The following is a 23,403-nucleotide window of genomic DNA, read 5'->3' as shown; positions in this document are numbered from 1 at the left end:
TTTGGGGAGAAATTCTGAATGCGTTTGATTTCAATCGTAAATGCTTTGCTGGTGGTCGTTGCACTATTCCTGCTTGTGTTTGAACGCGATACCCTATTTGCAATTGCTGGCCGGGCCGAAGCCGAGGCAAGCCCGTCATCTGCGGATGAATCCGAAGGCTCCGCATCCGAGAATCGGAATGCTATCGGCGTGGTGGCCGTTCGCTCGGTAGCGCGCGAGATTGACAGCGCCGTGTTGCTGCGCGGCCAAACAAAAGCCAACCGACAGGTCGAAGTTCTGGCCGAAACGACCTCGACGGTCATTTCGGAACCAAAGCGCAAAGGAACGTTCGTAGAATCGGGCGACCTGCTGTGTGAACTGGATCCCGGCACCCGCCCCGCCAGCCTTGCTGAGGCGATGGCAGGCAAGCTTGAGGCCGAGAGCCGCATCCCCGAAGCTGAAGCGCGTCTTGAAGAAGCACATGCCTTGGTCGCCGAAGCTCAGATCAACCTGACAGCTGCGCAGAAACTTTCGGAAACCGGGTTCGGCTCGGAAACGCGCAGGATATCCAGCCAGGCCGCAATGCGAAGCGCCGAAGCAGGCGTAAAGACAGCCGAAGCTGGTCTAGAGGCGACGCGCGCAGGGATTGAAGCGGCAACAGCCGAGGTCGCCGCCGCAGAACGCGAAATTGACCGCCAGACCATCGAGGCCCCGTTCAAGGGTCTGCTGGAAAGCGACACGGCTGAGTTGGGCAGCCTGATGCAGCCCGGATCGCTTTGCGCAACCGTCATTCAGCTTGATCCGATCAAACTGGTAGGTTTTGTCCCCGAGGCCGAAGTTAACCGCGTCATCGTAGGCTCCGAGGCCTCGGCGCAACTGGTCACAGGCCTGCAGGTTGCGGGCCGCGTGACATTCCTGAGCCGGTCCGCCGACGAAACAACCCGGACCTTCGAAGTTGAGATCACTGTTCCGAATCCCGAACTTGCCATTCGGGACGGGCAAACCGCAGACATCCGCATTTCTGCCGAAGGTGCCAAGGCGCATCTGCTGCCGCAATCTGCCCTTACGCTCAATAAAGAAGGTCAGGTTGGCGTTCGAAGCGTCGGGCAAGGCGACGTTGCCGATTTCTTCCCTGTCGAGCTATTGCGTGACACGTCGGAAGGCGTATGGGTCGGCGGCCTTCCTGAAACCGTGGACATAATCGTCGTCGGGCAGGAATTCGTGACAAGTGGCGTAAGCGTTAAGCCCACCTATCGGGACGCTGCAAAATGACCGGAATCGTCAGTTGGGCTGCTGGCCGGGCGCGAATGGTTCTGGCCTTTATCGCAATCTCGCTTGTTGTGGGCGGGTTTGCCTATGTCAATTTGCCCAAAGAGGGTGAGCCCGACATTGAAATCCCTGCCCTGTTTGTCTCGGTTCAATTCCCCGGCATTTCGGCTGAAGATTCCGAGAACCTGCTGGTCAAGCCGATGGAGACCGAGCTGGCCGATCTGGACGGCCTAAAGGAAATGACGTCTACGGCCTCGGAAGGTTATGCAGGGGTCGCGCTGGAATTCGATTTTGGCTGGGACAAAACCGCGATCATGGCCGACGTGCGCGACGCGATGAACAGCGCACAGGCTGAATTCCCCGAAGGCGCTGAGCAGTATTCACTGTTCGAGATCAACTTTTCGGAATTCCCGATCGTCATCGTCAACCTGACCGGGGCTGTGCCGGAACGCACAATGGCCCGCGTCGCCAAAGATTTGCAGGACGAGCTTGAATCGCTGGATTCGGTGCTTGAGGCAGGGATTGCAGGCAATCGTGACGAACTGCTTGAGGTTATCATCGACCCGCTCCGGCTCGAGGCGTACAACGTCACCGCAGCCGAGCTGATCAACGTCGTCCAAAACAACAACCAGCTTATCGCAGCGGGCGAAGTCGAGACTGAGCAAGGAACATTCTCGGTCAAGATCCCTTCGTCCTTCAAAACAGCACAAGACGTTTATGACCTGCCGGTCAAGGTCAATGGCGACCGGGTCGTCACGATGGGCGAGCTTGCGCAGATCAACTATACATTCGAAGATCGCGAAGGCACGGCACGTTTTAACGGCGAGCCCACAATTGCCCTGCAAGTGGTCAAGCGCAAAGGTTACAACCTGATCGACACGGTCGAGGCCGTCAAAACAACCATTGCCGCAGCGCAGGCCAAGTGGCCGCCCGAGATGCAGGCCGCCATCGAACTGGGCACGTCGAACGACCAAAGCCGCATCGTCGGTTCGATGGTCAGCCAGCTTGAGGGTTCGGTCCTGACAGCCATTGCGCTGGTGATGATCGTGGTTTTGGCGTCGCTGGGTACGCGCGCGGCGCTGCTGGTGGGCTTTGCCATTCCGACATCGTTCCTGCTGTGCTTTGCCTTCCTCGCCGTGATGGGCGTCAGTATTTCCAACATCGTGATGTTCGGCCTGATCCTGGCGGTGGGTATGCTAGTCGACGGGGCGATCGTTGTTGTGGAATACGCCGACAAGCGCATCAAGGAAGGTGTTGGCCCGATGCACGCCTATGTCGAGGCAGCGCAGCGGATGTTCTGGCCTATCGTGTCATCCACGGCGACTACGCTCTGCGCCTTTCTTCCCATGCTGTTCTGGCCCGGTGTTCCGGGTGAGTTCATGGGAATGCTGCCCGTCACGCTGATCTTTGTACTGTCTGCATCACTGATCGTGGCATTGATTTATCTTCCCGTAATGGGCGGTGTATCCGGGCGGCTGAGCCGTTTCTTCGACCATTCTTCTGAATGGTTGAAAGCCCGCACCCCGTGGTGGTTGCGCGTCGTGATGGTCCCCCCGTCGCTTTACATGATTTTCCTCGGGGCCATGCAGGTTCTGAACCCGGCCTATCTGCTGCCTGCGGGAGCGCCGGGTGGAATGCTCTTTGGTGCGCTTCTGTTTATCCTTGGCGCGTTTGCAGGGTCCGTGACCCTGAGCGCGGCCAAGATCGAGCGTACCCCGGATCAGCATGTGCACACGGTCCGCGAACACACACCTTTTGGCCACGTCATCAAGTTCCTCGTTGGCAATCCGATCATGCCGATCGTGTCTATCGTCGCCGTCGGATTTGCCGTTGTCACGGTCATGTCCATCTATGGCAGCAACAACCGCGGCGTAGAGTTTTTCGTCGAGAATGAGCCTGAGCAAGCAACGGCATATGTCAGGGCGCGCGGCAACATCTCTCTGGCGGAAAAAGACGAGATGGTGCTGGCGGCCGAAGAAATCATCAGCGCGCACCCTGCGGTCATCAATGTCTTTTCCTTCGCGGGCGAAGGTGGCCTAAGCCAGAATAATGGCGGCGCACAAGCGCCCGCTGACACAGTTGGTCGCGTTCAGTTTGAAATCATTCCATGGGAAGATCGGCCGAACGTGTCCGAACCCATCCTAGGTGGGCTGGTCGATCGGCAAACTGTTGCGCCAGACTATGACGGCGATTTCGTGCTGGATCAGCTAAACGCGGAACTTGCCGAGATTCCGGGCATCATTGTTGAGATTCTGCCGCTGTCCCAAGGTCCGGCCTCGGCCAAACCGGTGCATCTGCGCATCAAGGGCGATGGCTGGGAAGAGCTGACCGCGGCAACACTGGCCGCACGCGATGTGTTTGATAACACACCCGGCCTGATCAAGATCGAAGACACGCTTCCCCTGCCCGGCATTGATTGGCAGATTGACGTCGATGTGGCCAAGGCAGGTCGTTTTGGTGCCGATGTCGCCACGGTCGGTGCCATGGTTCAGTTGGTGACCCGTGGGCTTTTGCTGGGTGAAATGCGTCCGGAAAACGTGGATGAAGAAATTGAAATCCGCGTCCGCCTGCCCGACGAAGATCGCGTTCTTTCGACCCTCGATACCCTCAAGGTTCGAACGCCGGATGGCCTTGTACCCTTGTCGAACTTTGTCACCCGCAAGCCCGTTGCGAAACTGGCCCAGATCGACCGCGTGAATCAGCAGCGGTACTACGATGTCAAAGCCGACGTAGAACCCGGCCTGAGCAAGGTGACCATAGAAGCCTCTGATGGATCGCAAGAGCGTGTGGCCGTCGTCAGAGAGTTGACCGACGACGCAATTCCCGAAGGCACGACTGTCACCGGACCCAACGGATCCGAATACGAGGTCGTAAAGACAACTGGTGCTTTGGATGCCGAACAGATACGGTCGCAGATCACCTCGGGCGACGCGCGCATCGCGCCAATCAATCCCAATGAACGGATCGCCGTCCTGACAGAATGGCTTGAGACCGATCCGCTTGGCAGCGCAGTAAGCTGGGAATGGACCGGCGATCAGGAAGATCAGGAAGAATCCGGAGCGTTCCTCATGAACGCTTTTGCCGGTGCCTTGGGTCTGATGTTTGTCATACTGTTGGCGCAGTTCAACTCGTTCTACAATTCCGTTCTTGTCCTGTTGGCGGTTGTTCTTTCGACCACCGGGGTCCTGATCGGGATGCTGGTCATGCAACAGCCGTTTTCGATCATCATGACCGGAACGGGGATTGTGGCCCTCGCGGGAATTGTGGTGAACAACAATATTGTCCTGATTGACACCTATCAGGAATACAGCCGCTATATGCCGCGGATTGAGGCCATTGTGCGCACCGCCGAAGCCCGCATTCGCCCGGTTCTGCTGACCACCCTGACCACGATGGCAGGCCTGACACCGATGATGTTCGGCCTTTCGCTCGACTTCATCAACGGCGGCTATTCCATCAACAGCCCCACCGCCTTGTGGTGGAAACAGCTTGCAACGGCGGTGGTGTTCGGGCTTGGCATTGCGACCGTTCTTACCCTGATCGTGACGCCTTCTTTCCTGGCGCTGCGTGTGTGGGTTTCGACCTATACGATCTGGTTGGGCAAACTTCTGGCACGCGCAACGGCGGGTCGATCCAGTCAGGTCGCGCAGGATATGGCCATAGGAAAAGCGGCGCGTCAGGCGCAAGCCACCGAGGTAATCTGGACCGACGAACCATGGACGGCGGAACTCGAAACGGATCGCACACCGGATGCACCGCCGGGCTCTCCTCTCAAAGCAGCCGAATGAATCAGAAGGGGCCGGTCAAGAACCGGCCCCCTTTTCTTTACGCCCCGCACAAGAATACTACGCGGCTTCCAAGTCGTTTTGCTGCCGGTTCCACAATTGGGCATAGCGCCCGTTTTGCTCTAGCAACTCATCATGTGTGCCTTGTTCGATGATCTCACCACGTTCCAGAACGACGATACGATCCGCCTCGGCAATAGTGCTGAGCCGGTGGGCAATCGTAATGACGGTTCGCCCTTCACCCGCGCGCGCCAAGGCGTCCTTGATGTCCTTTTCAGTGTCTGTGTCCAGCGCCGATGTCGCCTCATCCAGCAAGAGGATCGGCGGGTTCTTGAGCAACGTCCGCGCGATCCCGACGCGTTGCTTTTCACCGCCTGACAGCTTCAAACCACGCTCACCAACCTTGGTGTCATAGCCTTCGGGTAAAGTAATGATGAAGTCATGGATCTGTGCCGCCTTGGCCGCCGCTTCCACGTCGTCTTGCGTGGCATTGTCACGTCCATAAGCAATATTATAGCCGATGGTGTCATTAAACAGCACGGTATCCTGCGGCACGACGCCTATGGCCGCGTGCAAACTGTTTTGGGACGCATCGCGCACATCCTGCCCATCAATCCTGAGCGTTCCGCCGGTTACGTCGTAGAACCGGAAAAGCAAGCGGCCAATGGTGGATTTGCCAGAACCCGTCGATCCGACAATCGCAACCGTTTGACCAGCCGGAACGGTCAGAGATACGCCTTTCAGGATTTCCCGATCCGCGTCGTAGCCAAAGCGGACATCCTCTAACGTCACCTCTCCACCTGAAACCACCAAATCCGGCGCGTCGGGTTTGTCCGTGACTTCGGCGGGTTGTTCCAGTAAGTCGAACATCTGGCCCATATCAACAAGGGCCTGACGGATTTCCCGGTAGACCGTACCCAGAAAGTTCAAAGGTACGGTAATCTGGATCATATAGGCGTTCACCATCACGAAATCACCAACGGTCAGGGTGCCATTTTGCACGCCGATTGCCGCCAGAACCATGACACCGATCAGGCCACAGGTGATCAAGAAAGACTGACCGAAATTCAGGAACGCCAGCGAATAAGCCGTCTTTAGCGCAGCGCCCGCATACGCCTTCATCGACACATCATAACGCTCCGCTTCGCGCGTTTCCGCATTGAAATACTTGACCGTTTCAAAGTTCAGAAGGCTGTCGATGGCGCGTTGATTGGCCTCGGTATCCTGATCGTTCATCTCGCGGCGCAGCTTCACGCGCCATTCGGTGACCGCAAAGGTAAACCAGATATACAGGGCGATCGTGACGGCCACGACCACAAGATACCAGACATCGAACAGCCACATCAGGATGATAGCCACCAGCAACAGCTCAAGAATCAGAGGACCAATCGAAAACAGCAGAAACCGCAATAGGAACTCAACGCCCTTTACACCCCGTTCGATAATACGGCTAAGGCCCCCGGTCCGGCGCGTGACGTGATATCGCATAGAAAGCTGGTGAATATGCCTGAACGTCTCAAGGGCCAAGGCGCGCAGCGCGCGCTGACCAACAGGTGCAAAGGCCGCGTCGCGAAGCTGTTGAAAGCCCACAGTCATCATCCGGGCCACGCCATAGGCAACGGTCAGACCAACGGCACCCAACGCCAGCGGTGGCACCCCCTCACCCGCCAGACCATCGACCGCGCCTTTATAGAGAATCGGCGTATAGACCGCGATGAGCTTTGCCAGCACCAGCATTCCCATTGCCAGTACAACACGCCGCTTTACCCAGGGTTCATCCTCGGGCCAAAGATAGGGCGCGACTTTGCGGATCGTGCGCAAACCGGATCGTTGCTCGTCGATCTCGGACATATCATCAGAATGCATAGGGGCTGCTCGTCTCATCACGTACCAATACTGCGGTCAGAGATAGACCCCCGACCCAAGAGGGCCAGAGGTACAGGTTTATTCCGGAATGGTGAAGACTTGCCCAGGATAGATCAGATCCGGATCGCGGATCGAGTCCCGGTTAGCGTCGAACAGGCGCACAAACAGTATGCCGTCACCGTACCGCTCGCGTGAAATGGCCCAAAGGGTGTCGCCTTCTTGAACGGTCACCGACCGGATGGTGGCCTGTGTCGATTGCTCTGCGGAACTGTCTGGCGCATCACTTGCGCGCAAAACTTCTAGCGGTTCGCGTTTGAACGGAGTCTCTAGGCGGCTGACGACGGTCCCGTCCGAGCCGACTTCATCCACCCGCAGGGTGTAGACACCGGGATCAACCCCCTCAAGCTCGCTGCGCCACTTTCCGTCATCCGCAGGCGGCAAATCCGCGACAAGGCGGTTGTTCAAATACAGTCGCACAACAGACCCGTCCGGTACGCGGCCTGTCAGTTCAACCTCGCCTTCGTCTGAATACCCGATCGTATCCAGCGCGACCTGTGCGGCCTCTCCTGCCTGAGACGCCGGAGGCTGCACCAGCTCCACACCATCTTCACCTGAACGTAAAACCGTAACCTGCTGGTTCTGAACAGCTTCAGGCGCAGCTTCAGCGGTTTGCGCGGTCTGCTCCGCCTGCGGCCCAGCGGTTTGTTCAGTCTGTGGCTCAGCGGTTTGCGCGGTCTGCTCTGTCTGCGGTTCGATGGAGGCTTCGGCTGTGTCGGTCGGCGCGGCTTCGTCGATTTCTGTGTTCGACTCTTGCGCAACGTCGGTCTGTGCCTCCCCACTCTCAGAGTTTTCCAGCGCCGGTGATTCGACTTGTGGTTCCGGCAATGCCGCGATGAGGTAGTCATCGGAGCGCAGTTGTTCTTCGCCCGCATCTGTTTCCAACGTCAGGCCACGCGCGGTGTTGGAAAACGGGATACTGACGAACTCTGCGAACTGTCCGCTGCCGTCCACCGTGAAACTGTGGACAGCCTCACCGTCCAGCAGAACGCGAATTACGGCACCCGGTTCGGCGTTTCCGGACAAGACCGCATTGCCGTCCGGCTCTACAAAAATCTGGTCCAGGGTTGGTGGCGTAGCTTCCGCCGCGACCTGCGGCTGCACTTCGCCATCCGTTGCTTCGGGTTCGGCTTGGTTCGCGGTCTGTTCAGTCGTTTGTGGCTGATCGACTGACGGCTCTGCCGGCTGCGACTCGGTCGACGTTACCTCGGCTTCTGTCGGGGTTTCCTCTTCGGCAGCTTCGTCCGGTGCTTGTGCCGCCACTTCAGTTTCTGTCGTGACTTCCTCTGGGGCAGCGTCAAAGACACCCGACCAATACGCACCACCTGCGCCGACAAGAACCAGAATACCGACAATCACAACCCAGGTGTTCGGGCCCGGGCTTTCGTTTTCCGACTTCGCGTCCATCATTTTCCTTTCACTCCGTCGCGCAAATGGTTTCAGAGCAACGCATTCTGCCAGACGGTTGAGCCAATCTATCAATCTCGCTATCAGGGGTCAAAACCCCAGATACAACCCCGGAGAAGCCCTCTTATGTCCCAGAAATCCGTCTGTGTGTATTGCGGGTCACGCAATGGTGTGAACTCAGCCTATTCCGACGCCGCCCGCACATTCGGCCAGCTTCTTGCGAATGAAGGCTGGAGGCTGGTGTACGGTGCCGGGGATGTAGGTTTGATGGGCGAGGTTGCGCGTGCCGCACAAGCCGCCGGAGGGGATACGTTCGGCGTCATCCCCGTTCACCTGCTACAGCGCGAAGTTGGCAAAACCGACCTGACGCGTTTCGTGGTCACCGAAACGATGCACGAACGCAAGAAAGTCATGATCATGAACGCGGACGCCGTCGTGGTTCTACCCGGTGGTCCGGGCTCGCTGGACGAACTGTTCGAGGCGCTGACATGGCGGCAGTTGGGCCTGCATGACAAGCCCATTCTGGTCATGAACGTGGATGGATACTGGAACGCCTTGCACGACTTGGTACAGCAGGTCATCGGTCAGGGTTTCGCAGACAGCTCTCTGGCCGATTTCATCACATGGGTCGATAGCCCACACGCGGCGATGTCTGCCTTGCGGCCACTCCTGTCCGAACCCGGTGCGTAAACGGGCGGCGTCACCGCCCGCTATGGGATTGGGTCTTAAACCGCCGATTTCAGACGGTTGGTCAAGACCTGTTCGACTTTGTGAAGTGGATGATTGGTAAGGGTCTTGTCGACTTCGGCGACGACCTTGCTCAGAACTTCGCTGTGAAGACGTCGACTCAGCAGGCCCAGCACGTGCGGGCTCGCAACCAGAACCAAACGCTTATACGCGCCCTTCAGCCCCTTGCGGTTCAGCAGGTTGGCCACATCCTGCACAAACAGGGACTTTGCATGGGTTTTCCACTTGGCCTCCTCGACTGCCGATTTTTGGTTCGGTCCGGTGTCAGGGCGGCGCCCTGCCCGATCAGTGGGACGGGCCACAGGCGCATCGTTTTCCTCAACCGAAACAACGACCAGATTGGGGTCGTCGGCGTCGGTGATATTCTCCATGAACAGCGCCTTTTCCCCGTCGGCAATGACAACCCAAGTTCCCTGTGAAAGTGCGACCATTGTGATCTCCTGCTATGGTTTTATGTGACCATCCCTCATCCGTCAGACACAGTTCTACAGTGACGCGCCCAAGGTTTTTTGCGCGTTTCCAGTCTGTTATCCATTTGATTGGCGGCTCTCTCCCTCCGCTCACCTTACGTAAGCACTGTTGCCGTCCATACAATCCCGTTCGCAGTCAAAAGCGAACCGAGCGGCAGGATTCCACCCATCGGTCAGGCGGACAGGTCTACGACCGTCATTTCAGGGGTCACGCCAAAACGGACTGGCAGGATCGAACATCCAATGCCTCCGGACACAACCAAATCGCGCTGACCTTCGCGAACATGACCATAGGCAAAACGGTTGCCAAACCGCGACGGTACCATGGGTGACCACCCGAACAGGCGCACTTGCCCGCCATGTGTGTGGCCCGACACTGTCAGCGCGACCCTGTCCGGGACGTTCGGGAAAATGTCAGGCTCATGGGCCATCAATACGACCGGAGCTTCATCGGTGACTTGGGTCAATGTCGCGGGTAGATTATCCAACCCCCGATATCGCCCCCGCCCTGTAACAATGGCGAGCTGATCCTCAACCCCGGCTAGCCAGCACCCTGCGCCGTCCAGTTTCACCGCGTCATTCGACAGAACCCGGATGCCATTCTCGCGCAAGGCCTCAGCATAGATATTCGGCCCACCCCCACGCCGTTGCGCAGCCAGATCATCCCACCAATCGTGGTTGCCCAAAACGGCAAAGACGCCGTGTTTTGCCTCAAGCCCGGCCAGCACAGGTGCCAGATCGGCAATCGGAACCGGTTGGGAAACCATCCTGTGCCCGGCCGTATAATCGCCCAACAGCAGAATCAGATCCGGTGCCAGCGCATTCGTGCGCTTAACAACCTGTTCGATGCGTTTCAGCCCGACATGGGGTTCCCCGACGTGTAAATCCGCCAAAACCGCAATCCGAAGCGGAGGCGCAGCCCAGTCATCACGCCGAACCCGCCAGCGCTTTACACGCAACCGAAGCGCGGGTTCGATGAAAAACCCATAGGCCGCAACAAAAAGACCTGCCAGCGTCACCGCCAGCAGGCCCTTGATAAACCCTCGACGGGTCAAGGATCACATCCGCGAAGCGACGTTTTCCCAATTCACCAGATTGTCGAGGAAGTTCGACAGGTAAGCCGGACGCTTGTTGCGGAAGTCGATGTAGTAGCTGTGCTCCCACACGTCGCAACCCAGCAGCGCGGTCTGACCAAAGCACAGCGGGTTCACACCGTTTTCGGTCTTGGTGACAGCCAGCGAGCCGTCCGCGTTCTTGACCAGCCATGCCCAGCCCGAGCCGAACTGACCGGCACCAGCGGCGCTGAATTGCGACTTGAATTCGTCAACCGAGCCGAAGCTTTCGGTCAGAGCCTTCTCCAGCTCGCCGGGCATTGCGTTGCTGCCGGGGCCCATCATCTCCCAGAACTGGTTGTGGTTCCACAATTGGCTGATGTTGTTGAAGATGCCGTTCTGGGCGACAGCGTTCGCGTCATAGGTGCCAACGATGATCTCTTCCAGCGTCTTGCCGTCCCACTCGGTCCCTGCGATCAGCTTGTTGCCGTTGTCGACATAGGCCTTGTGGTGCAGGTCGTGGTGATATTCCAATGTTTCCGCGGACATACCCTTGGCTGCCAGCGCGTCATGTGCATAAGGAAGATCAGGAAGTTCAAAAGCCATGTCGGCCCCCTGTTAAATGTAAGTTGCGGTTCCCAAGGTTAAATGCTTTGGCTACGCCGATAGGTCAAGGGCAGAGACAAGAAAACCCGGAGGTCCGCGATGCTGACGCAGGCGCGCAAGATGTTTTACCGCGCCCGCGGGTACTATGCGGGCAATCTGAACGGCGAGCGGTTCCGTCTGGACCCCTACCATTCGAAATTCTGGCGCAAGGCGTCCCAAGGCAATTGGGAGCCCGAGACCTTTGAGGTACTGGACAAATACCTGTCGCCCAACCGCGACTATCTGGATATCGGCGCATGGATTGGTCCCACTGTCCTCTATGCCGCACGCCGCGCCCGGCATGTCTGGTGTTTTGAACCCGACCCCGTCGCCTACCGTCATCTGGTCTGGAACCTGCATCTGAACGACATCCGAAACGTCTCGGCTTTCAGCATCGCCCTGTCGGATGGGTTCGGCGTGACGCGCATGGCGTCCGCCCATGGCGAGGCTGGCGATTCAACATCGTCCCTACTGCATGACGGCGGCCACGGAACAGATGCAATGACGATCGGCTGGGATCAATTCGCAACCGCCGTCGATCTGTCGGACGTTGCTTTGGTAAAAATGGATATCGAAGGTGCCGAATACCCGGTCCTGCCGTCTTTAACCCCGTGGTTACAGGCCACGAACCCCGCCCTGCTGCTGTCGACCCACGCGCCCTATCTCGACGCGGAAAACCGCGCACCCGCGATGAAACAACTGGCCGACACATTGGCCTTCTATGACCAGTGTCAGGATCCGTTCACCGGCGAAGCCGGGGCGTCGATCCTCACCGGAAACCGCGCCCTGAACCAGTTCCCCACTTTCCTGTTCAGCACAAAACCCTGACCAGAGATCCGCTCTTCATCTGGCTAAAAATATCCTGGGGGTGAGGCCGCAAGGCCGAGGGGGCAAAGCCCCCTCACCCAGCTCTCAAGACCGAAACCAGGTTCAGTAAACGCCCACCTCACTGCCCGGTTGGGCGGCAACTTTCAGCAGCTTGAAAACGTAATCTGCGGCCGAGCGAAAACAAACCACGCGGAAGGTTTCGGCGTCGTCCATCCAGAACGCCCCTGCCACCTGCGCAAGACGTGAACGGCGGATCTGACCGGGTTGGAAGGCCTCGGCTGACAACTCAACCGGGGCCAGTTTACCCAACACTTCGCGCGCATTTGCGCCCGAAATGCTGAACACCGCCCGCGCATCCGAGACATTCACCGCCAGCGAATGCTTGCTGCCCAGTGCTTTGGTCATCGCAGCCAGTTTTGTGTTCACCTGGGCATAAGGCACCAGCACCAGCAACTCATCCGGCGACATCCAGCAAACGCCAGTGTCCCCGTCGACGAACGCCTCGCGCTGGCCGGGTACTTTCTGTCCAGTGGCGTCCTTGACGGCCTTGACCAGCACCTTATCGGACAGATCGCCGCGCAGCGTTATCATCCCCTGGAGGCCGCATTCCGCGACCTTGGCGATGCCGTCATAGCTGGCGTGGTTCAATGCGCTGATGGGTTCAGACATTCTGCTTCTCCCCGTTTTTGTCGAAGAAGATCGGATCGACGATCTTGGCTTTATAGATTTTGCCGTCGGTTCCCGGAAACTCGACAATCTCGCCCATCCGGTCCGGGCCGAACTTGATCAGTCCCATCGCAATTCCTCGGTCCAGATTGGCCGAGTAATAGGTCGAGGTCACGCGTCCGATCATGTTGCGTTGACCGTTGGCATTGACGCCTTCGCCCACTGCGTAAGCACCGTCGGGAATGACAGAACCATCCACAGTCTCAAGCCCCACCAGTTTCCAACGCTCGGGATCGGCCATATGGGTCCGCGAATGGGCACGTTTTCCCAGATAGTCCTCTTTCTTTTTAGACAGCGCCCAGTGCAGCCCCAAATCTTGTGGAATAACGGTGCCGTCAGTTTCGTCCCCGATCATGATAAAGCCCTTCTCGGCGCGAAGGATGTGCAGACATTCGGTGCCATAAGGCATCACACCGAACTCTTTGCCTGCTTGCATCAACGCATCCCAGAACGCCTGCCCTTGGCTCGCAGGAACTGCGATCTCATAGGACAGCTCGCCCGAGAACGAGATGCGATAGGCACGGCAATCGAATTCGCCGATCTTCCCGTCACGCCACTCCATGAACGGCAGCGCCTCTTTGCTGAGGTCCATGCCGCCCAGCTTTTCCAACACCTTGCGGGCATTGGGGCCAACCACGGCGACCTGAGCGTATTGCTCGGTCACGTTGGCGACATAGACTTTCCAGTCCCACCATTCGGTCTGCAGCCATTCTTCCATGTGGCCATGGATACGCTCGGCCCCGCCGGTGGTGGTGTGGCACAGCCACGTGTCCTCGTCGATACGCGCGACAACACCGTCGTCGATTAAGAAGCCGTTCTCGGAACACATCAGGCCATAGCGGCATTTGCCGACCTTCAGCGTAGACATCATGTTGGTGTACATCATGTCCAGGAACTTGCCCGCGTCAGGACCTTTGACGATCAGCTTGCCCAGAGTCGAAGCATCCAGCAGGCCGAGGTTTTCACGGGTGTTCTTCACCTCGCGGTTCACGGCGTCATGCACAGATTCACCGGGACGGACATAGGCATAGGTCCGGCGCCAATGGCCGACCGGCTCCCAATCGGCACCGTTTTTGTCGTGCCAGTTGTGCATCGGGGTTTGGCGGATCGGCTGGAATACCTCACCGCGTCCCTCGCCACCGATCGACGCCAGAGAGATAGGCGTATAGGGTGGGCGGAACGTGGTGGTGCCGACCTTCGGAATTTCCGAATCCAGCGCATCAGCAAGGATCGCCAAGCCGTTGATGTTGCTCAACTTACCTTGGTCGGTCGCCATGCCCAGTGTGGTATAACGCTTGGTGTGTTCAACGCTTTCGTAACCTTCGCGCGCCGCCAGTTGAACGTCGGATACTTTGACGTCGTTCTGGAAATCCAGCCACGACTTCATCCGCAGCCCGATCTCGGCGTTGGCAGGCATCAGCCAGACGGCGGCCATCGGAGCTTCGGCCGTAGTCTCACCCACCGGTACCTTGGTGCGTTTCGCTGTGAAACCAGCCGCCTTGGCTGCTGCCTTGCCCGCCGCATCTGCGTCGGTCAGAACGTCGCCCAGCGCCAGCGGGCCGTTGGACGACCCCGCCGCCAGCACGAACCCTTCCCCATCGGCCCCTAGCGGGGGGCGCGACGGATCGGGGCGGAAATGCGCGTTAGCATCATCCCAGAACAGCTTGCCGCCGCAATGCGACCACATGTGCACGACCGGAGACCAGCCGCCCGACATGGCGACCGCGTCGCATTCAACCTCTTCGCGCGCGCCGCCGATGCCTTCCTGATTACAGATGGCAACTTTCTTGACACGCTTGCCGCCCTTGACCTTGGCAATCGCTTTGCCGGGGTCGACACGGATACCCAGTTCGCGCGCCTCATCCGCCAGCGGACCAGCCGTGTCGCGCGCATCGACCACGCGCAGCACGTCTACACCGGCCTTCTTCAAGGCGATGGCTGTGCGATAAGCGTCATCATTATTGGTGGCGACAATCACACGCTCACCCGGGGTCACGCCCCAGTTCACAACATAGTCGCGCATGGCCGAGGCCAACATGACACCCGGCACGTCGTTGCCCGCGAAGGACAGCGGACGCTCGATCGCGCCGGTGGCTGTCACGATCTGTTTCGCGCGGACGCGCCACAGGCGGTGGCGCGGACCTTGGGTGCCCGGCTTGTGGTCCGTCAGACGCTCATAGCCCAGCGCATACCCATGGTCGTAGACACCCGCACCCATGCAGCGGTTGCGCAGGATGACGTTGTCCATTGTTTCTAGTTCAGTAACCAATTGTTCCACGAACTTATCCACAGGCGCGCCATCAATGGTGCCGCCATCAACCGGAGCGCGGCCACCCCAATGGGCGGTCTGTTCAATCAGCAAGACCTTGGCTCCGGATTGAGCCGCGGCTTTGGCCGCCTGCAGACCGGCCACACCACCGCCGATCACTAGAACATCGGTGAAGTGATAGAAATGCTCATAGGTGTCCGCATCGCGGCTGTCCTTGTCGGGCGCTTTGCCCAATCCGGCAGACTGACGGATGAACGGCTCGTAGACGTGCTTCCAGAAGGGCTTGGGGTGGATGAACGTCTTGTAATAAAACCCGGCAGGCAAAAAGCGCGAAAGGTAGGTGTTGATCGACCCGATGTCGAACTCGAGGTTCGGCCAGTGGTTCTGCGACACGGATGTCAGACCGTTGAACAGCTCGGTCGTGGTGGCGCGCTGGTTCGGCTCGAACCGATTACCCTGCCCCAAACCGACCAGAGCGTTCGGTTCCTCGGCACCGCTGGCAACAACGCCGCGCGGACGGTGATATTTGAACGACCGGCCCATCATCATCTGATCATTTGCCAGCAGGGCCGAGGCAAGAGTATCGCCTTCATAGCCCTGCATCGAGGTGCCGTTGAAGGTGAATGTAACCTGTTTCGACCGGTCGATCAGCCGGCCTTGATTTGCGAGACGGGTGCTCATGTTGCGGACCTTTCGCAGGCGGAGTTATTGTTGGCTGGGCGGATCATTCGAACTCTCTCCAGGTCCAGCCGGGACGCTTGGCGGTGATGGCATCCTTGATCTCTTGCGGCGGTTCAGACACCTGCGCCGAATATGTGCCGAACACCTCAAGCGTGTTTGTGCAGCGCGCCGCGTGGAACCATTTGCCGCAGCCATTTGCATGGCGCCAGCGTTCCAAATGAACGCCCTTGGGGTTTTCACGCATGAACAGGTAGTCGTGGAAATCATCATCCGACGAGCCGGGGCCAAAGCGCTTTAGGTGCGCTTCGCCACCAGCCGCCAGTTCGGTTTCTTCGGCATCGACGCCGCAATAGGGGCAATTCAGGATCAGCATGTGTTCATCCTTTTGTCGGTCGGTCGGCACATGGGCCGACCTGTATTCTGTGTTGTGGTCACCTCGGACAATGCCCTTAGTGCGCCACCCCGGCGGCAACGCTTTCGTCGATAAAGCGGCCCTCTTTGAAACGATCCAGCGTGAAGGCTTCGGTCAGCGGCGAATGGCCCGTGGCCATCAGCTGAGCCATACCCCAGCCCGAGCCCGGAATGGCCTTGAAGCCGCCGGTGCCCCAGCCCGCGTTGATGAAGCAGCCTTGCAGAGGTGTCTTGGACAGGATTGGCGAGCGGTCGCCGGTCATGTCCACGATCCCGCCCCACTGGCGCAGCATCTTAAGGCGCGAGATCATCGGGAAAGTTTCGACCAACGCCCGCACGGTTTCCTCGATATGGTGGAACGAACCGCGCTGAGTGAAGTTATTATAGGCGTCGGTGCCGCCACCGATCACCATCTCACCCTTGTCGGATTGCGACATATAGCCGTGAACGGTGTTGGCCATCACGACCACATCCATGCAGGGTTTGATCGGCTCGGACACCAGCGCTTGCAGCGCCACGGCCTCAAGCGGCAGACGGAAACCGGCCATCTCAGCCAGTTGACCGGAATGTCCCGCGACCACGATGCCCAGCTTTTCACAGTCGATCGCACCCTTGGTGGTGTCGACGCCAATAACGCGACCGTTGTCCTGACGTACGCCAGTGACTTCGCATTGCTGGATGATGTCCATGCCCATGGCCGAACACGCGCGGGCATAGCCCCAGGCCACCGCATCGTGACGCGCGGTGCCACCGCGTTCCTGCCACAGACCGCCCAGAACCGGATAACGCGGGCCGTCCAGATTGATGATCGGGACCAACTGTTTGACGCGCTCAGGCCCAATCCACTCAGTTTTTACGCCTTGCAGAGCATTTGCGTGCGCCGTGCGTTGATAACCGCGAATTTCGTGCTGAGTCTGCGCCAGCATGATCACGCCGCGTGGGCTGAACATAACGTTATAGTTCAGGTCCTGACTCAGGTCCTCATACAAGCCGCGCGCCTTTTCATACAGCGCCGCCGAAGGATCTTGCAGATAGTTCGACCGGATAATGGTTGTGTTCCGGCCGGTATTGCCACCGCCCAGCCAGCCCTTTTCGATCACGGCTACATTCTGGATGCCGTAGTTCTTGCCCAGGTAATACGCGGTAGCCAGACCATGACCACCAGCGCCAACGATAATGACGTCGTATTTCTTCTTGGGCTCGGGCGAACGCCACGCGCGTTCCCATCCGGTGTGATAGCGCAACGCTTCGCGCGCCACAGCAAAGGCTGAATAGTGTTTCATAAGCGAATCCATCCGGTTCGGTGATTGGCCAAAGATATGCCGTGTAACTACAATAGTCCCCTGCCACGCAACGCCGTAATATCGCACTATTGCGACATAGCCCCAATTATTGCGACATGAAGTCGGTTCGCGGCCATTTGTCCCTTTTTTCTGGCGGTGCAGAGGTCTAAGTCAGAGCAGCCATCTTGGAGATACAATGACCTTCTGGGCCCTTATAATTCTGACAGCTTTGCTGATCACGTTGTTTCTTGGCTACTCGATGCTGCGTGGACAAAAAACGCGCGAGCCGGCCGCGGCATACGACCTGCGCGTTTATCGCGAACAGCTTGCCAGCGTTGATCGCGATCTTGCCAGAGGAGTAATCGCTCAGGCCGATGCCGAACGCGTCCGCACGGAAATTTCGCGACGCATTTTGGCAGCCGACGCACAGATGCAGAAACAAACGACGCAAAGCGGCGCACCCCGCTGGGCCACGGGTGTTGCGATTGTCGTGGTGGCAGCCGCGCTGGTTGGCGGCGGCGCGTGGATGTATCGACAGACAGGGGCCGCCGGTCTGCCAGACCAGCCCTTGGCGCAACGCATAGAAAGAGCCGAGGTTTTGCGCGCAGAACGTCCCCGCCAATCTGAGTTCGAAGCGGATTTGCCATCTGCACCCCGGCCACAGTTGGACGAAAGCTATGCCACCTTGTTGCAACAATTGCGCGACACCGTGGCGGAACGGCCCGATGACCTGCAGGGTCATGTTCTTTTGGCGCAGCACGAGTCGAATGCAGGTAACTTTTCTGCGGCCTACAAGGCGCAGGAGCGCGTCATTGAGCTGTCTGGTTCGACAGCGTCGGCAGACGCCTATTCACACCTGGCCGAAATGATGATTCTGGCCGCAAATGGATATGTCTCGCCCGAGGCGGAAGAGGCGCTGAGACAAGCCCTGTCCCGCGATCCCCGGCACGGCCCGGCGCAGTATTATTTGGGGCAAATGATGGCACAGCTAGGGCGTCCAGATATCGCTTACCGCATATGGGTGGACACCCTGCGGGATTCCCCAGCAGGGGCACCTTGGGCCGACGCCATTCGCGCGCAACTGGATGATCTCGCGTTTCGGGCAGGTGTCTTCAATCCTCCGGACATCCCTTCTGCTTCAACGCCTTCAGGCCCCAGTCAGGATGACATCGACGCCGCGGCAGAACTGTCCGCCGAAGAACGTCAGGAGATGATCCGCGGGATGATCAACCAATTGTCGGATCGACTGGCAACCGAGGGCGGCGCGCCCGAAGAATGGGCGCGATTGATCAATGCCCTCGGCGTAGTCGGAGATCGGGACCGCGCGGTAGCCATCTATGAAGAGTCTCTGTCCGTTTTCGCAGGTAACGAAGGCGCGCTGCAAACTCTTTCTGCTGCTGCTCAACGAGCCGGAATTTTGCAATGATCCACGACGCATTCGAAGACTTTGCTGCATCGCTGCCCCCCATGACCGCCCTGATGGGGCTTGATCTGGGGGAAAAGACCATCGGTGTCGCGGTGTCCGACCGAATGCGCGGTGTTGCCAGCCCGCTGGAAACCGTGCGGCGCAAGAAATTCACGCTGGATTCAGCCCGGCTTCTGGAACTCATCGCAGACCGCGAAATTGGTGGACTTTTGTTGGGGCTGCCCAAGAACATGGACGGTTCGGAAGGTCCGCGTTGCCAATCTACACGTGCATTTGCGCGAAACATGGCGCGTTTGACGGATATTCCCATCGGGTTCTGGGACGAACGCCTCAGCACAGTTGCAGCAGAAAAAGCACTGTTAGAGGCGGATACGACACGAAAACGTCGCGGACAGGTTATTGATCACGTCGCTGCTGGTTATATCTTGCAAGGAGCGCTGGACAGGCTGCGCTTTCTTTAGGATCGGAATACGCCAATGACGAACATGGTTTGGAAAAGGAATGAGGTCGAAAGCCCTTGTATCCAGATCTGCGTCGTGCACCCGACCGAGCGTATCTGTACCGGATGCTACCGCACCATCGACGAAATCTCGCGCTGGTCCAAAATGGACAGCTCGGAACGCGCCGAGATCATGGAGGCCCTGCCCTCCCGCAAGCCTCAACTTGCCAAACGCCGCGGCGGTCGCTCGGCCCGATTAAACAAATCCTGAAACTGCCCGCTTGGTCTGGCTGAGCCTGCGCTGCCGCGGGTCGGTCTGAACTTCGAGGGGGTAAAGTCCAGCGACGTATGTCGAGTGTGTGGCAACCCGAGGCAGCGCTCTTCAGCTTTGGTGTTTTCCCGCAGTGGTATCACGGCAAAACACCAGCAACATAGGCCGTTGTTGACTCATCAATCAACAAAAATAAGGACACAATACGTCTTACTGAACGTCAAAAGGCATCGCGGTTTGAACTGGTTGCCCCGTTACCCAGCCGACAGCCAGGATTTGGCGTTTTGATACTCTTCCGACGGGAAAAACTGCGTCCTTGCCCCCAGAATATGACTGGCGACTCTTTGCGCCAGATGCTGCCAGGCTTTGTCGCCAACAATAGCGGCCCGGTCGAGCATACCAACGTGCCCGCGCGCAAGACGGAAATGTGCCGCTAACGCGGTTAATCCCTGCCACCCGTCAAATTCCCGCAGGTCGATCAGCAAACGGAAACCGTCTTTGGCGCTGAGCAAACCGTCCAGGTTCGCCTCGGCCTTCTGATATTCCTCTGGATCCAGCTTGCCCAACAGACTGATCTGCACGCAGGGACCGCCCAAATCGGTCACGTGGATCGAGCCGAGCGACTCGCGCATCCAACGTCTGGCAGATTCGATCTCGGAAAGCTCGAACACCTGCATCGGGCACGGCATGATCGGGGCAGCAAACCGAACGCTCGTCTGCACCCAACCCTGATCGGCCACTACCGCAATACGGTCAAACCCGCGCCAATGGCTTAGTCCCAGCTTGGTGTCCGACCAGGCGGCTCCGATGTCGTATCCCTTGAATTCCGGCTGAACCACGGCCATCAGACGAACCGTGTCATGCTCGGCCAAGGCTGCTTCGATAGCTGGAATAAGCGTGTCATTGTAATCGCTGCTGGTGACTTCGCCCGACAATTCAACTTCGATCAAGGCACCATCTGAATTCGTATGGATCGTCATCATCGAAAAACCTCCTAACCTGAACAATGGCCGGAGGTTACGGGGATTCTATCCAAGCGGCTACACCATCGGTGAATTCGGGGCGAAAATAGGCGATCATCCGTCCATCCGGGCCTGCCGAAGCACTGTCAGGCCATGGCGCCACGCCGTGCAGACAGTGACGGTGCAGCAGATAAGCCTCGCCCGGCTTGGCAGGCAGTTCGATACGGGGGCACATCTCGAACACCTCGCGGCGGGCGGCCTGATAGATGTCAGTGATATCGACTTCGTGCATTGTTTCTTTTGGCGTGTCTTGCAACGCCTTGGCGAACGCGGGCCCCAGAATTCTATGGCTGCCTTCCCACAGAACCATGGGCGACGCGTTATCACTGACCTCGGTCAGGGGAATGCCAAGAATCCAGGCATGTGGCTCATCCACACGCCGCCGACGATCGGGGCCCGTTGGACGCAACCCATCCACATGGGCGGCATCGCGATTCAACCTGTACCGACCAGCCGCGTCGCTTTCACCGCGCCGTGGGCGCGGGTAGCCGGGATAAATGACCGAAACCTGTCCCTTGTGCAGTGGCAAGTCGCCGTAATGTTCACGGGTGAAATCCATGGCAGTCCCGGACAGATCCCCGGACTGATCGACCCTGCCCTTTTCGTCATTTTCCAGCGCATCCACACCGATGAACCACGTGCCTTCACAATCCAGCCACTCGGCATGGGCGGGGTCCGAAATCGCACCGCGCGCAGCGAGAAGGGCATGCGTCGCCCAATCCGCAAGGGCTGGATCAAAGGGGAATTTCACCCAACCCGATTGCCAAAAATCACTCACAGCCCCAGTGCTTTGCGCAGCATATTCAGGGCGACAAGTGTCAGGAACACAGCGAATACCCGTTTCAGAGGTTTCGGGTCCATCGCGTGCGCCAGTTTCACCCCCCAAGGAGCCGTGATCATCGTCATAGCGACTACAATCGCAAAGGCCACAAGATTGACCGCACCGATCGTCAGCGGGGGCCGATGCTCGGGCGCGATATCAAGAAACAGAAACCCAAGAACAGACGGAACCGCGATGATCACACCAAACCCGGCTGCCGTTGCCACGGCTCGGTGAATGGGCGTGTTGAACAGGCTCATCAGCGGAACGCCAAAACTGCCCCCACCGATCCCCATCAATACAGACAGAAACCCAACGCTGGGCGACAGAACGGCCCGGCGGACACCTTTGGGCATGGCATCGCCCAAACGCCACTCAGACTTACCCAACCCCAGATAGGCGCCAATGACCATCCCAAGAACACCGAACAAAGCCTGAAGCGCTTCGGTCCGCAGCGCGGACGCCACCATCACGCCAATAACGGCACCCACGGCGATCCCCGGCCCCCAGCCGCGCAGGATATCCCAGTCCACGGCACCTTTCTTGTTATGTGCCAGAACCGAGCGGATCGAGGTCACGATGATCGTCGCCAACGAGGTCGCCAGACACAATTGCATCAACTGCGGCCCACCATACCCGAGCGTTTGAAAAGCATAGAAAAAGGCCGGAACCAGAACGATGCCGCCCCCCACGCCAAGCAATCCGGCCAGCACACCGGCCAGCGCCCCGATCACAAGCAAAAGGCCCAACATCTGGGCCAGCAACATCGTCTCGGGCATTCTTCCCCCATACCGGCCTAATCGCCGTATCCTAGTTCACCACCGCCTCGGCCAAAGGCGCAACGCGCTCGAGCGCCTGCAACATAACCTCGGACCCAGCCCCCTCATGCACCGCGCCTTCGGACAAAGTTCGCCGCCAAGCCCGTGCGCCGGGACGCCCGGCGAACAGGCCCAGCATATGACGCGTGATTTGGTGCAAACGGCCACCTTCGGCAAGGTGCCGTTCAACATAGGGCACCATTTTTTGAACGACATCAACCGGATCAGCCACTTGGCCCGACCCAAAGATTAGATGATCTGCCCCGGCCAGAATCTCGGTAGGCTGGTGATACGCCGCCCGCCCGATCATAACCCCATCCAGCCCAGCATCCAGATGGGCCTGCGCTTGCTCCAGCGTGGCAATCCCACCGTTGATCGAGATGTGAAGCGCGTTGAAATCCGCCTTCATTCGGTGGACGAGATCATAGTCCAGCGGTGGAATATCCCTGTTTTCCTTAGGGCTAAGCCCCTGCAACCACGCCTTTCGCGCGTGGATCGTCACGCGTTTGCACCCTGCATCACGGATGGCGGTCAGAAATTCGGGCAGTACCTCTTCCGGGTTTTGTTCGTCGACCCCGATCCGACACTTGACGGTAACTTCGACATCAACCACTTCTTGCATCGCGGCCACGCATTCCGCAACGCGAGCCGGATCTTTCATCAGCACGGCACCGAACGTGCCGGACTGCACCCGATCCGAGGGGCAGCCGCAATTCAGGTTGATTTCATCATACCCGGCCTCAGCGCCCAAACGTGCGGCCTGTGCCAGTTCCTGAGGGTCAGACCCACCGAGTTGCAGCGCAACGGGATGCTCTTGTGGGTTGTAGTCCAATAAATGCAACGCCCCACCACGCACCAACGCGGGGGCGGTGACCATCTCTGTGTACAACAAGGTCTGGGAACTGAGCATCCGATGCAGGTAACGGCAATGCCGATCGGTCCAGTCCATCATCGGCGCAACCGACAGTCGCGCCGCGCGCCAAATCTCAGCTTGCGATGGCTTTTGGGTCTTTTTTACGTCCGACATCTTTCCCGACTTTCGTCACGAACCTGAACAAGACGATCCGTTTCCAAGATTGCCGTCTACCACTGTTTCGGGATCAAACGCCACACGGAATGACAACAGCCGGGT

20 protein-coding genes are annotated in these 23,403 nt (G+C 58.6%); 7 read left to right on the top strand and 13 right to left on the bottom strand.

Going from position 1 to position 23,403, the window contains the following annotated elements; translation table 11 throughout:
- Nucleotides 1-18: 18 nt before the first annotated feature.
- Together ACT2B1_RS07890 and ACT2B1_RS07885 are read left to right on the top strand one after the other, a co-directional pair.
- The gene (locus ACT2B1_RS07890; protein ID WP_171240567.1) at nucleotides 19-1,251 is read left to right on the top strand and encodes an efflux RND transporter periplasmic adaptor subunit; all 1,233 of its coding nucleotides are present in this window, start codon (nucleotides 19-21) and stop codon (nucleotides 1,249-1,251) included.
- Nucleotides 1,248-5,036 (top strand): efflux RND transporter permease subunit, encoded by a 3,789-nt coding sequence (locus ACT2B1_RS07885; protein ID WP_171240566.1) that lies wholly within the window; start codon nucleotides 1,248-1,250, stop codon nucleotides 5,034-5,036. Before ACT2B1_RS07890 ends, ACT2B1_RS07885 begins: the two co-directional genes overlap by 4 nt.
- Nucleotides 5,037-5,093: 57 nt before the next feature.
- On the opposite strand, the gene ACT2B1_RS07880 is transcribed toward ACT2B1_RS07885, so the two are convergent.
- Nucleotides 5,094-6,899 carry an ABCB family ABC transporter ATP-binding protein/permease gene (locus tag ACT2B1_RS07880; protein ID WP_481668904.1) on the bottom strand — a complete coding sequence of 602 codons (1,806 nt, stop codon included), beginning with the start codon at nucleotides 6,897-6,899 and terminating at the stop codon, nucleotides 5,094-5,096.
- A gap of 78 nt (nucleotides 6,900-6,977) precedes the next feature.
- Entirely contained in the window at nucleotides 6,978-8,366 is a 1,389-nt protein-coding gene (locus ACT2B1_RS07875; protein WP_254449228.1) for a LysM peptidoglycan-binding domain-containing protein, read from the bottom strand.
- Between the two features lie 123 nt (nucleotides 8,367-8,489).
- On the opposite strand from ACT2B1_RS07875, the gene ACT2B1_RS07870 reads away from it, so the two are divergent.
- A complete protein-coding gene (locus ACT2B1_RS07870) occupies nucleotides 8,490-9,053 on the top strand; it encodes an LOG family protein (RefSeq protein WP_171122123.1) in 564 nt (187 codons plus the stop codon).
- Between the two features lie 35 nt (nucleotides 9,054-9,088).
- Here ACT2B1_RS07870 and ACT2B1_RS07865 read toward each other — a convergent pair whose 3' ends face one another.
- From ACT2B1_RS07865 to ACT2B1_RS07855, 3 genes are all read right to left on the bottom strand, one after another.
- A complete protein-coding gene (locus ACT2B1_RS07865; RefSeq protein WP_481668903.1) occupies nucleotides 9,089-9,541 on the bottom strand; it encodes a host attachment family protein in 453 nt (150 codons plus the stop codon).
- Between the two features lie 212 nt (nucleotides 9,542-9,753).
- Nucleotides 9,754-10,635 (bottom strand): metallophosphoesterase, encoded by an 882-nt coding sequence (locus ACT2B1_RS07860; protein WP_171240563.1) that lies wholly within the window; start codon nucleotides 10,633-10,635, stop codon nucleotides 9,754-9,756.
- Nucleotides 10,636-10,638: 3 nt separating this feature from the next.
- A complete protein-coding gene (locus ACT2B1_RS07855) occupies nucleotides 10,639-11,238 on the bottom strand; it encodes a superoxide dismutase (protein WP_171122120.1) in 600 nt (199 codons plus the stop codon).
- A 99-nt stretch (nucleotides 11,239-11,337) separates the two neighbouring features.
- Between ACT2B1_RS07855 and ACT2B1_RS07850 the strand changes: the two genes are divergently transcribed.
- Complete coding sequence (locus tag ACT2B1_RS07850; protein ID WP_481668902.1) at nucleotides 11,338-12,105, top strand: FkbM family methyltransferase; 768 nt, start codon at nucleotides 11,338-11,340, stop codon at nucleotides 12,103-12,105.
- Nucleotides 12,106-12,207: 102 nt separating this feature from the next.
- Here the strand turns inward: ACT2B1_RS07850 and ACT2B1_RS07845 are convergent, their stop codons facing one another.
- The 4 genes from ACT2B1_RS07845 to ACT2B1_RS07830 form a co-directional block, all read right to left on the bottom strand.
- Nucleotides 12,208-12,774 (bottom strand): sarcosine oxidase subunit gamma, encoded by a 567-nt coding sequence (locus ACT2B1_RS07845; RefSeq protein ID WP_481668901.1) that lies wholly within the window; start codon nucleotides 12,772-12,774, stop codon nucleotides 12,208-12,210.
- On the bottom strand, nucleotides 12,767-15,781 hold the full coding sequence (locus tag ACT2B1_RS07840; RefSeq protein ID WP_481668900.1) for a sarcosine oxidase subunit alpha family protein: 3,015 nt from the start codon (nucleotides 15,779-15,781) through the stop codon (nucleotides 12,767-12,769). Before ACT2B1_RS07840 ends, ACT2B1_RS07845 begins: the two co-directional genes overlap by 8 nt.
- A 43-nt stretch (nucleotides 15,782-15,824) precedes the next feature.
- Entirely contained in the window at nucleotides 15,825-16,154 is a 330-nt protein-coding gene (locus ACT2B1_RS07835) for a sarcosine oxidase subunit delta (RefSeq protein WP_171122116.1), read from the bottom strand.
- A 76-nt stretch (nucleotides 16,155-16,230) separates the two neighbouring features.
- Nucleotides 16,231-17,475, bottom strand: a complete 1,245-nt coding sequence (locus ACT2B1_RS07830; RefSeq protein WP_171126488.1) for a sarcosine oxidase subunit beta family protein — start codon at nucleotides 17,473-17,475, stop codon at nucleotides 16,231-16,233.
- Nucleotides 17,476-17,671: 196 nt separating this feature from the next.
- Between ACT2B1_RS07830 and ccmI the strand changes: the two genes are divergently transcribed.
- Genes ccmI through ACT2B1_RS07815 form a run of 3 tightly spaced genes read left to right on the top strand, consistent with a single transcriptional unit; the run spans nucleotide 17,672 to nucleotide 19,611 of the window.
- Nucleotides 17,672-18,901 carry a c-type cytochrome biogenesis protein CcmI gene (gene ccmI, locus ACT2B1_RS07825; RefSeq protein WP_481668899.1) on the top strand — a complete coding sequence of 410 codons (1,230 nt, stop codon included), beginning with the start codon at nucleotides 17,672-17,674 and terminating at the stop codon, nucleotides 18,899-18,901.
- Entirely contained in the window at nucleotides 18,898-19,362 is a 465-nt protein-coding gene (ruvX, locus tag ACT2B1_RS07820; protein ID WP_171122113.1) for a Holliday junction resolvase RuvX, read from the top strand. Before ccmI ends, ruvX begins: the two co-directional genes overlap by 4 nt.
- Before the next feature lie 15 nt (nucleotides 19,363-19,377).
- Nucleotides 19,378-19,611: a DUF1289 domain-containing protein gene (locus ACT2B1_RS07815; protein WP_171126486.1), complete on the top strand. Its 234-nt coding sequence runs from the start codon at nucleotides 19,378-19,380 to the stop codon at nucleotides 19,609-19,611.
- Between the two features lie 254 nt (nucleotides 19,612-19,865).
- On the opposite strand, the gene ACT2B1_RS07810 is transcribed toward ACT2B1_RS07815, so the two are convergent.
- From ACT2B1_RS07810 to dusA, 4 genes are read right to left on the bottom strand one after another with little or no spacing between them, the layout of a single operon-like run.
- Nucleotides 19,866-20,594 carry a SpoIIAA family protein gene (locus ACT2B1_RS07810; RefSeq protein WP_171122111.1) on the bottom strand — a complete coding sequence of 243 codons (729 nt, stop codon included), beginning with the start codon at nucleotides 20,592-20,594 and terminating at the stop codon, nucleotides 19,866-19,868.
- Nucleotides 20,595-20,628: 34 nt separating this feature from the next.
- Nucleotides 20,629-21,411, bottom strand: a complete 783-nt coding sequence (locus ACT2B1_RS07805) for a hypothetical protein (protein WP_481668898.1) — start codon at nucleotides 21,409-21,411, stop codon at nucleotides 20,629-20,631.
- A complete protein-coding gene (locus ACT2B1_RS07800; protein WP_171122109.1) occupies nucleotides 21,408-22,232 on the bottom strand; it encodes a sulfite exporter TauE/SafE family protein in 825 nt (274 codons plus the stop codon). Before ACT2B1_RS07800 ends, ACT2B1_RS07805 begins: the two co-directional genes overlap by 4 nt.
- Before the next feature lie 31 nt (nucleotides 22,233-22,263).
- A complete protein-coding gene (gene dusA, locus ACT2B1_RS07795; protein ID WP_171240555.1) occupies nucleotides 22,264-23,298 on the bottom strand; it encodes a tRNA dihydrouridine(20/20a) synthase DusA in 1,035 nt (344 codons plus the stop codon).
- Nucleotides 23,299-23,403: the final 105 nt, after the last annotated feature.

The sequence above is a fragment of the Ruegeria sp. S263 genome (genome assembly GCF_056780525.1).
The sequence above is the reverse complement of the archived record's forward strand: the minus strand, read 5'-3'. Positions and strand labels throughout refer to the sequence as shown.

Excerpts from the sequence above, each read along its gene's own strand:
- ACT2B1_RS07890 (WP_171240567.1), top strand. The coding sequence starts at position 19 with ATGCGTTTGATTTCAATCGTAAATGCTTTGCTGGTGGTCGTTGCACTA.
- ACT2B1_RS07885 (WP_171240566.1), top strand. The coding sequence starts at position 1,248 with ATGACCGGAATCGTCAGTTGGGCTGCTGGCCGGGCGCGAATGGTTCTG.
- ACT2B1_RS07880 (WP_481668904.1), bottom strand. The coding sequence starts at position 6,899 with ATGCATTCTGATGATATGTCCGAGATCGACGAGCAACGATCCGGTTTG.
- ACT2B1_RS07875 (WP_254449228.1), bottom strand. The coding sequence starts at position 8,366 with ATGATGGACGCGAAGTCGGAAAACGAAAGCCCGGGCCCGAACACCTGG.
- ACT2B1_RS07870 (WP_171122123.1), top strand. The coding sequence starts at position 8,490 with ATGTCCCAGAAATCCGTCTGTGTGTATTGCGGGTCACGCAATGGTGTG.
- ACT2B1_RS07865 (WP_481668903.1), bottom strand. The coding sequence starts at position 9,541 with ATGGTCGCACTTTCACAGGGAACTTGGGTTGTCATTGCCGACGGGGAA.
- ACT2B1_RS07855 (WP_171122120.1), bottom strand. The coding sequence starts at position 11,238 with ATGGCTTTTGAACTTCCTGATCTTCCTTATGCACATGACGCGCTGGCA.
- ACT2B1_RS07850 (WP_481668902.1), top strand. The coding sequence starts at position 11,338 with ATGCTGACGCAGGCGCGCAAGATGTTTTACCGCGCCCGCGGGTACTAT.
- ACT2B1_RS07845 (WP_481668901.1), bottom strand. The coding sequence starts at position 12,774 with ATGTCTGAACCCATCAGCGCATTGAACCACGCCAGCTATGACGGCATC.
- ACT2B1_RS07840 (WP_481668900.1), bottom strand. The coding sequence starts at position 15,781 with ATGAGCACCCGTCTCGCAAATCAAGGCCGGCTGATCGACCGGTCGAAA.
- ACT2B1_RS07835 (WP_171122116.1), bottom strand. The coding sequence starts at position 16,154 with ATGCTGATCCTGAATTGCCCCTATTGCGGCGTCGATGCCGAAGAAACC.
- ACT2B1_RS07830 (WP_171126488.1), bottom strand. The coding sequence starts at position 17,475 with ATGAAACACTATTCAGCCTTTGCTGTGGCGCGCGAAGCGTTGCGCTAT.
- ccmI (WP_481668899.1), top strand. The coding sequence starts at position 17,672 with ATGACCTTCTGGGCCCTTATAATTCTGACAGCTTTGCTGATCACGTTG.
- ruvX (WP_171122113.1), top strand. The coding sequence starts at position 18,898 with ATGATCCACGACGCATTCGAAGACTTTGCTGCATCGCTGCCCCCCATG.
- ACT2B1_RS07815 (WP_171126486.1), top strand. The coding sequence starts at position 19,378 with ATGACGAACATGGTTTGGAAAAGGAATGAGGTCGAAAGCCCTTGTATC.
- ACT2B1_RS07810 (WP_171122111.1), bottom strand. The coding sequence starts at position 20,594 with ATGATGACGATCCATACGAATTCAGATGGTGCCTTGATCGAAGTTGAA.
- ACT2B1_RS07800 (WP_171122109.1), bottom strand. The coding sequence starts at position 22,232 with ATGCCCGAGACGATGTTGCTGGCCCAGATGTTGGGCCTTTTGCTTGTG.
- dusA (WP_171240555.1), bottom strand. The coding sequence starts at position 23,298 with ATGTCGGACGTAAAAAAGACCCAAAAGCCATCGCAAGCTGAGATTTGG.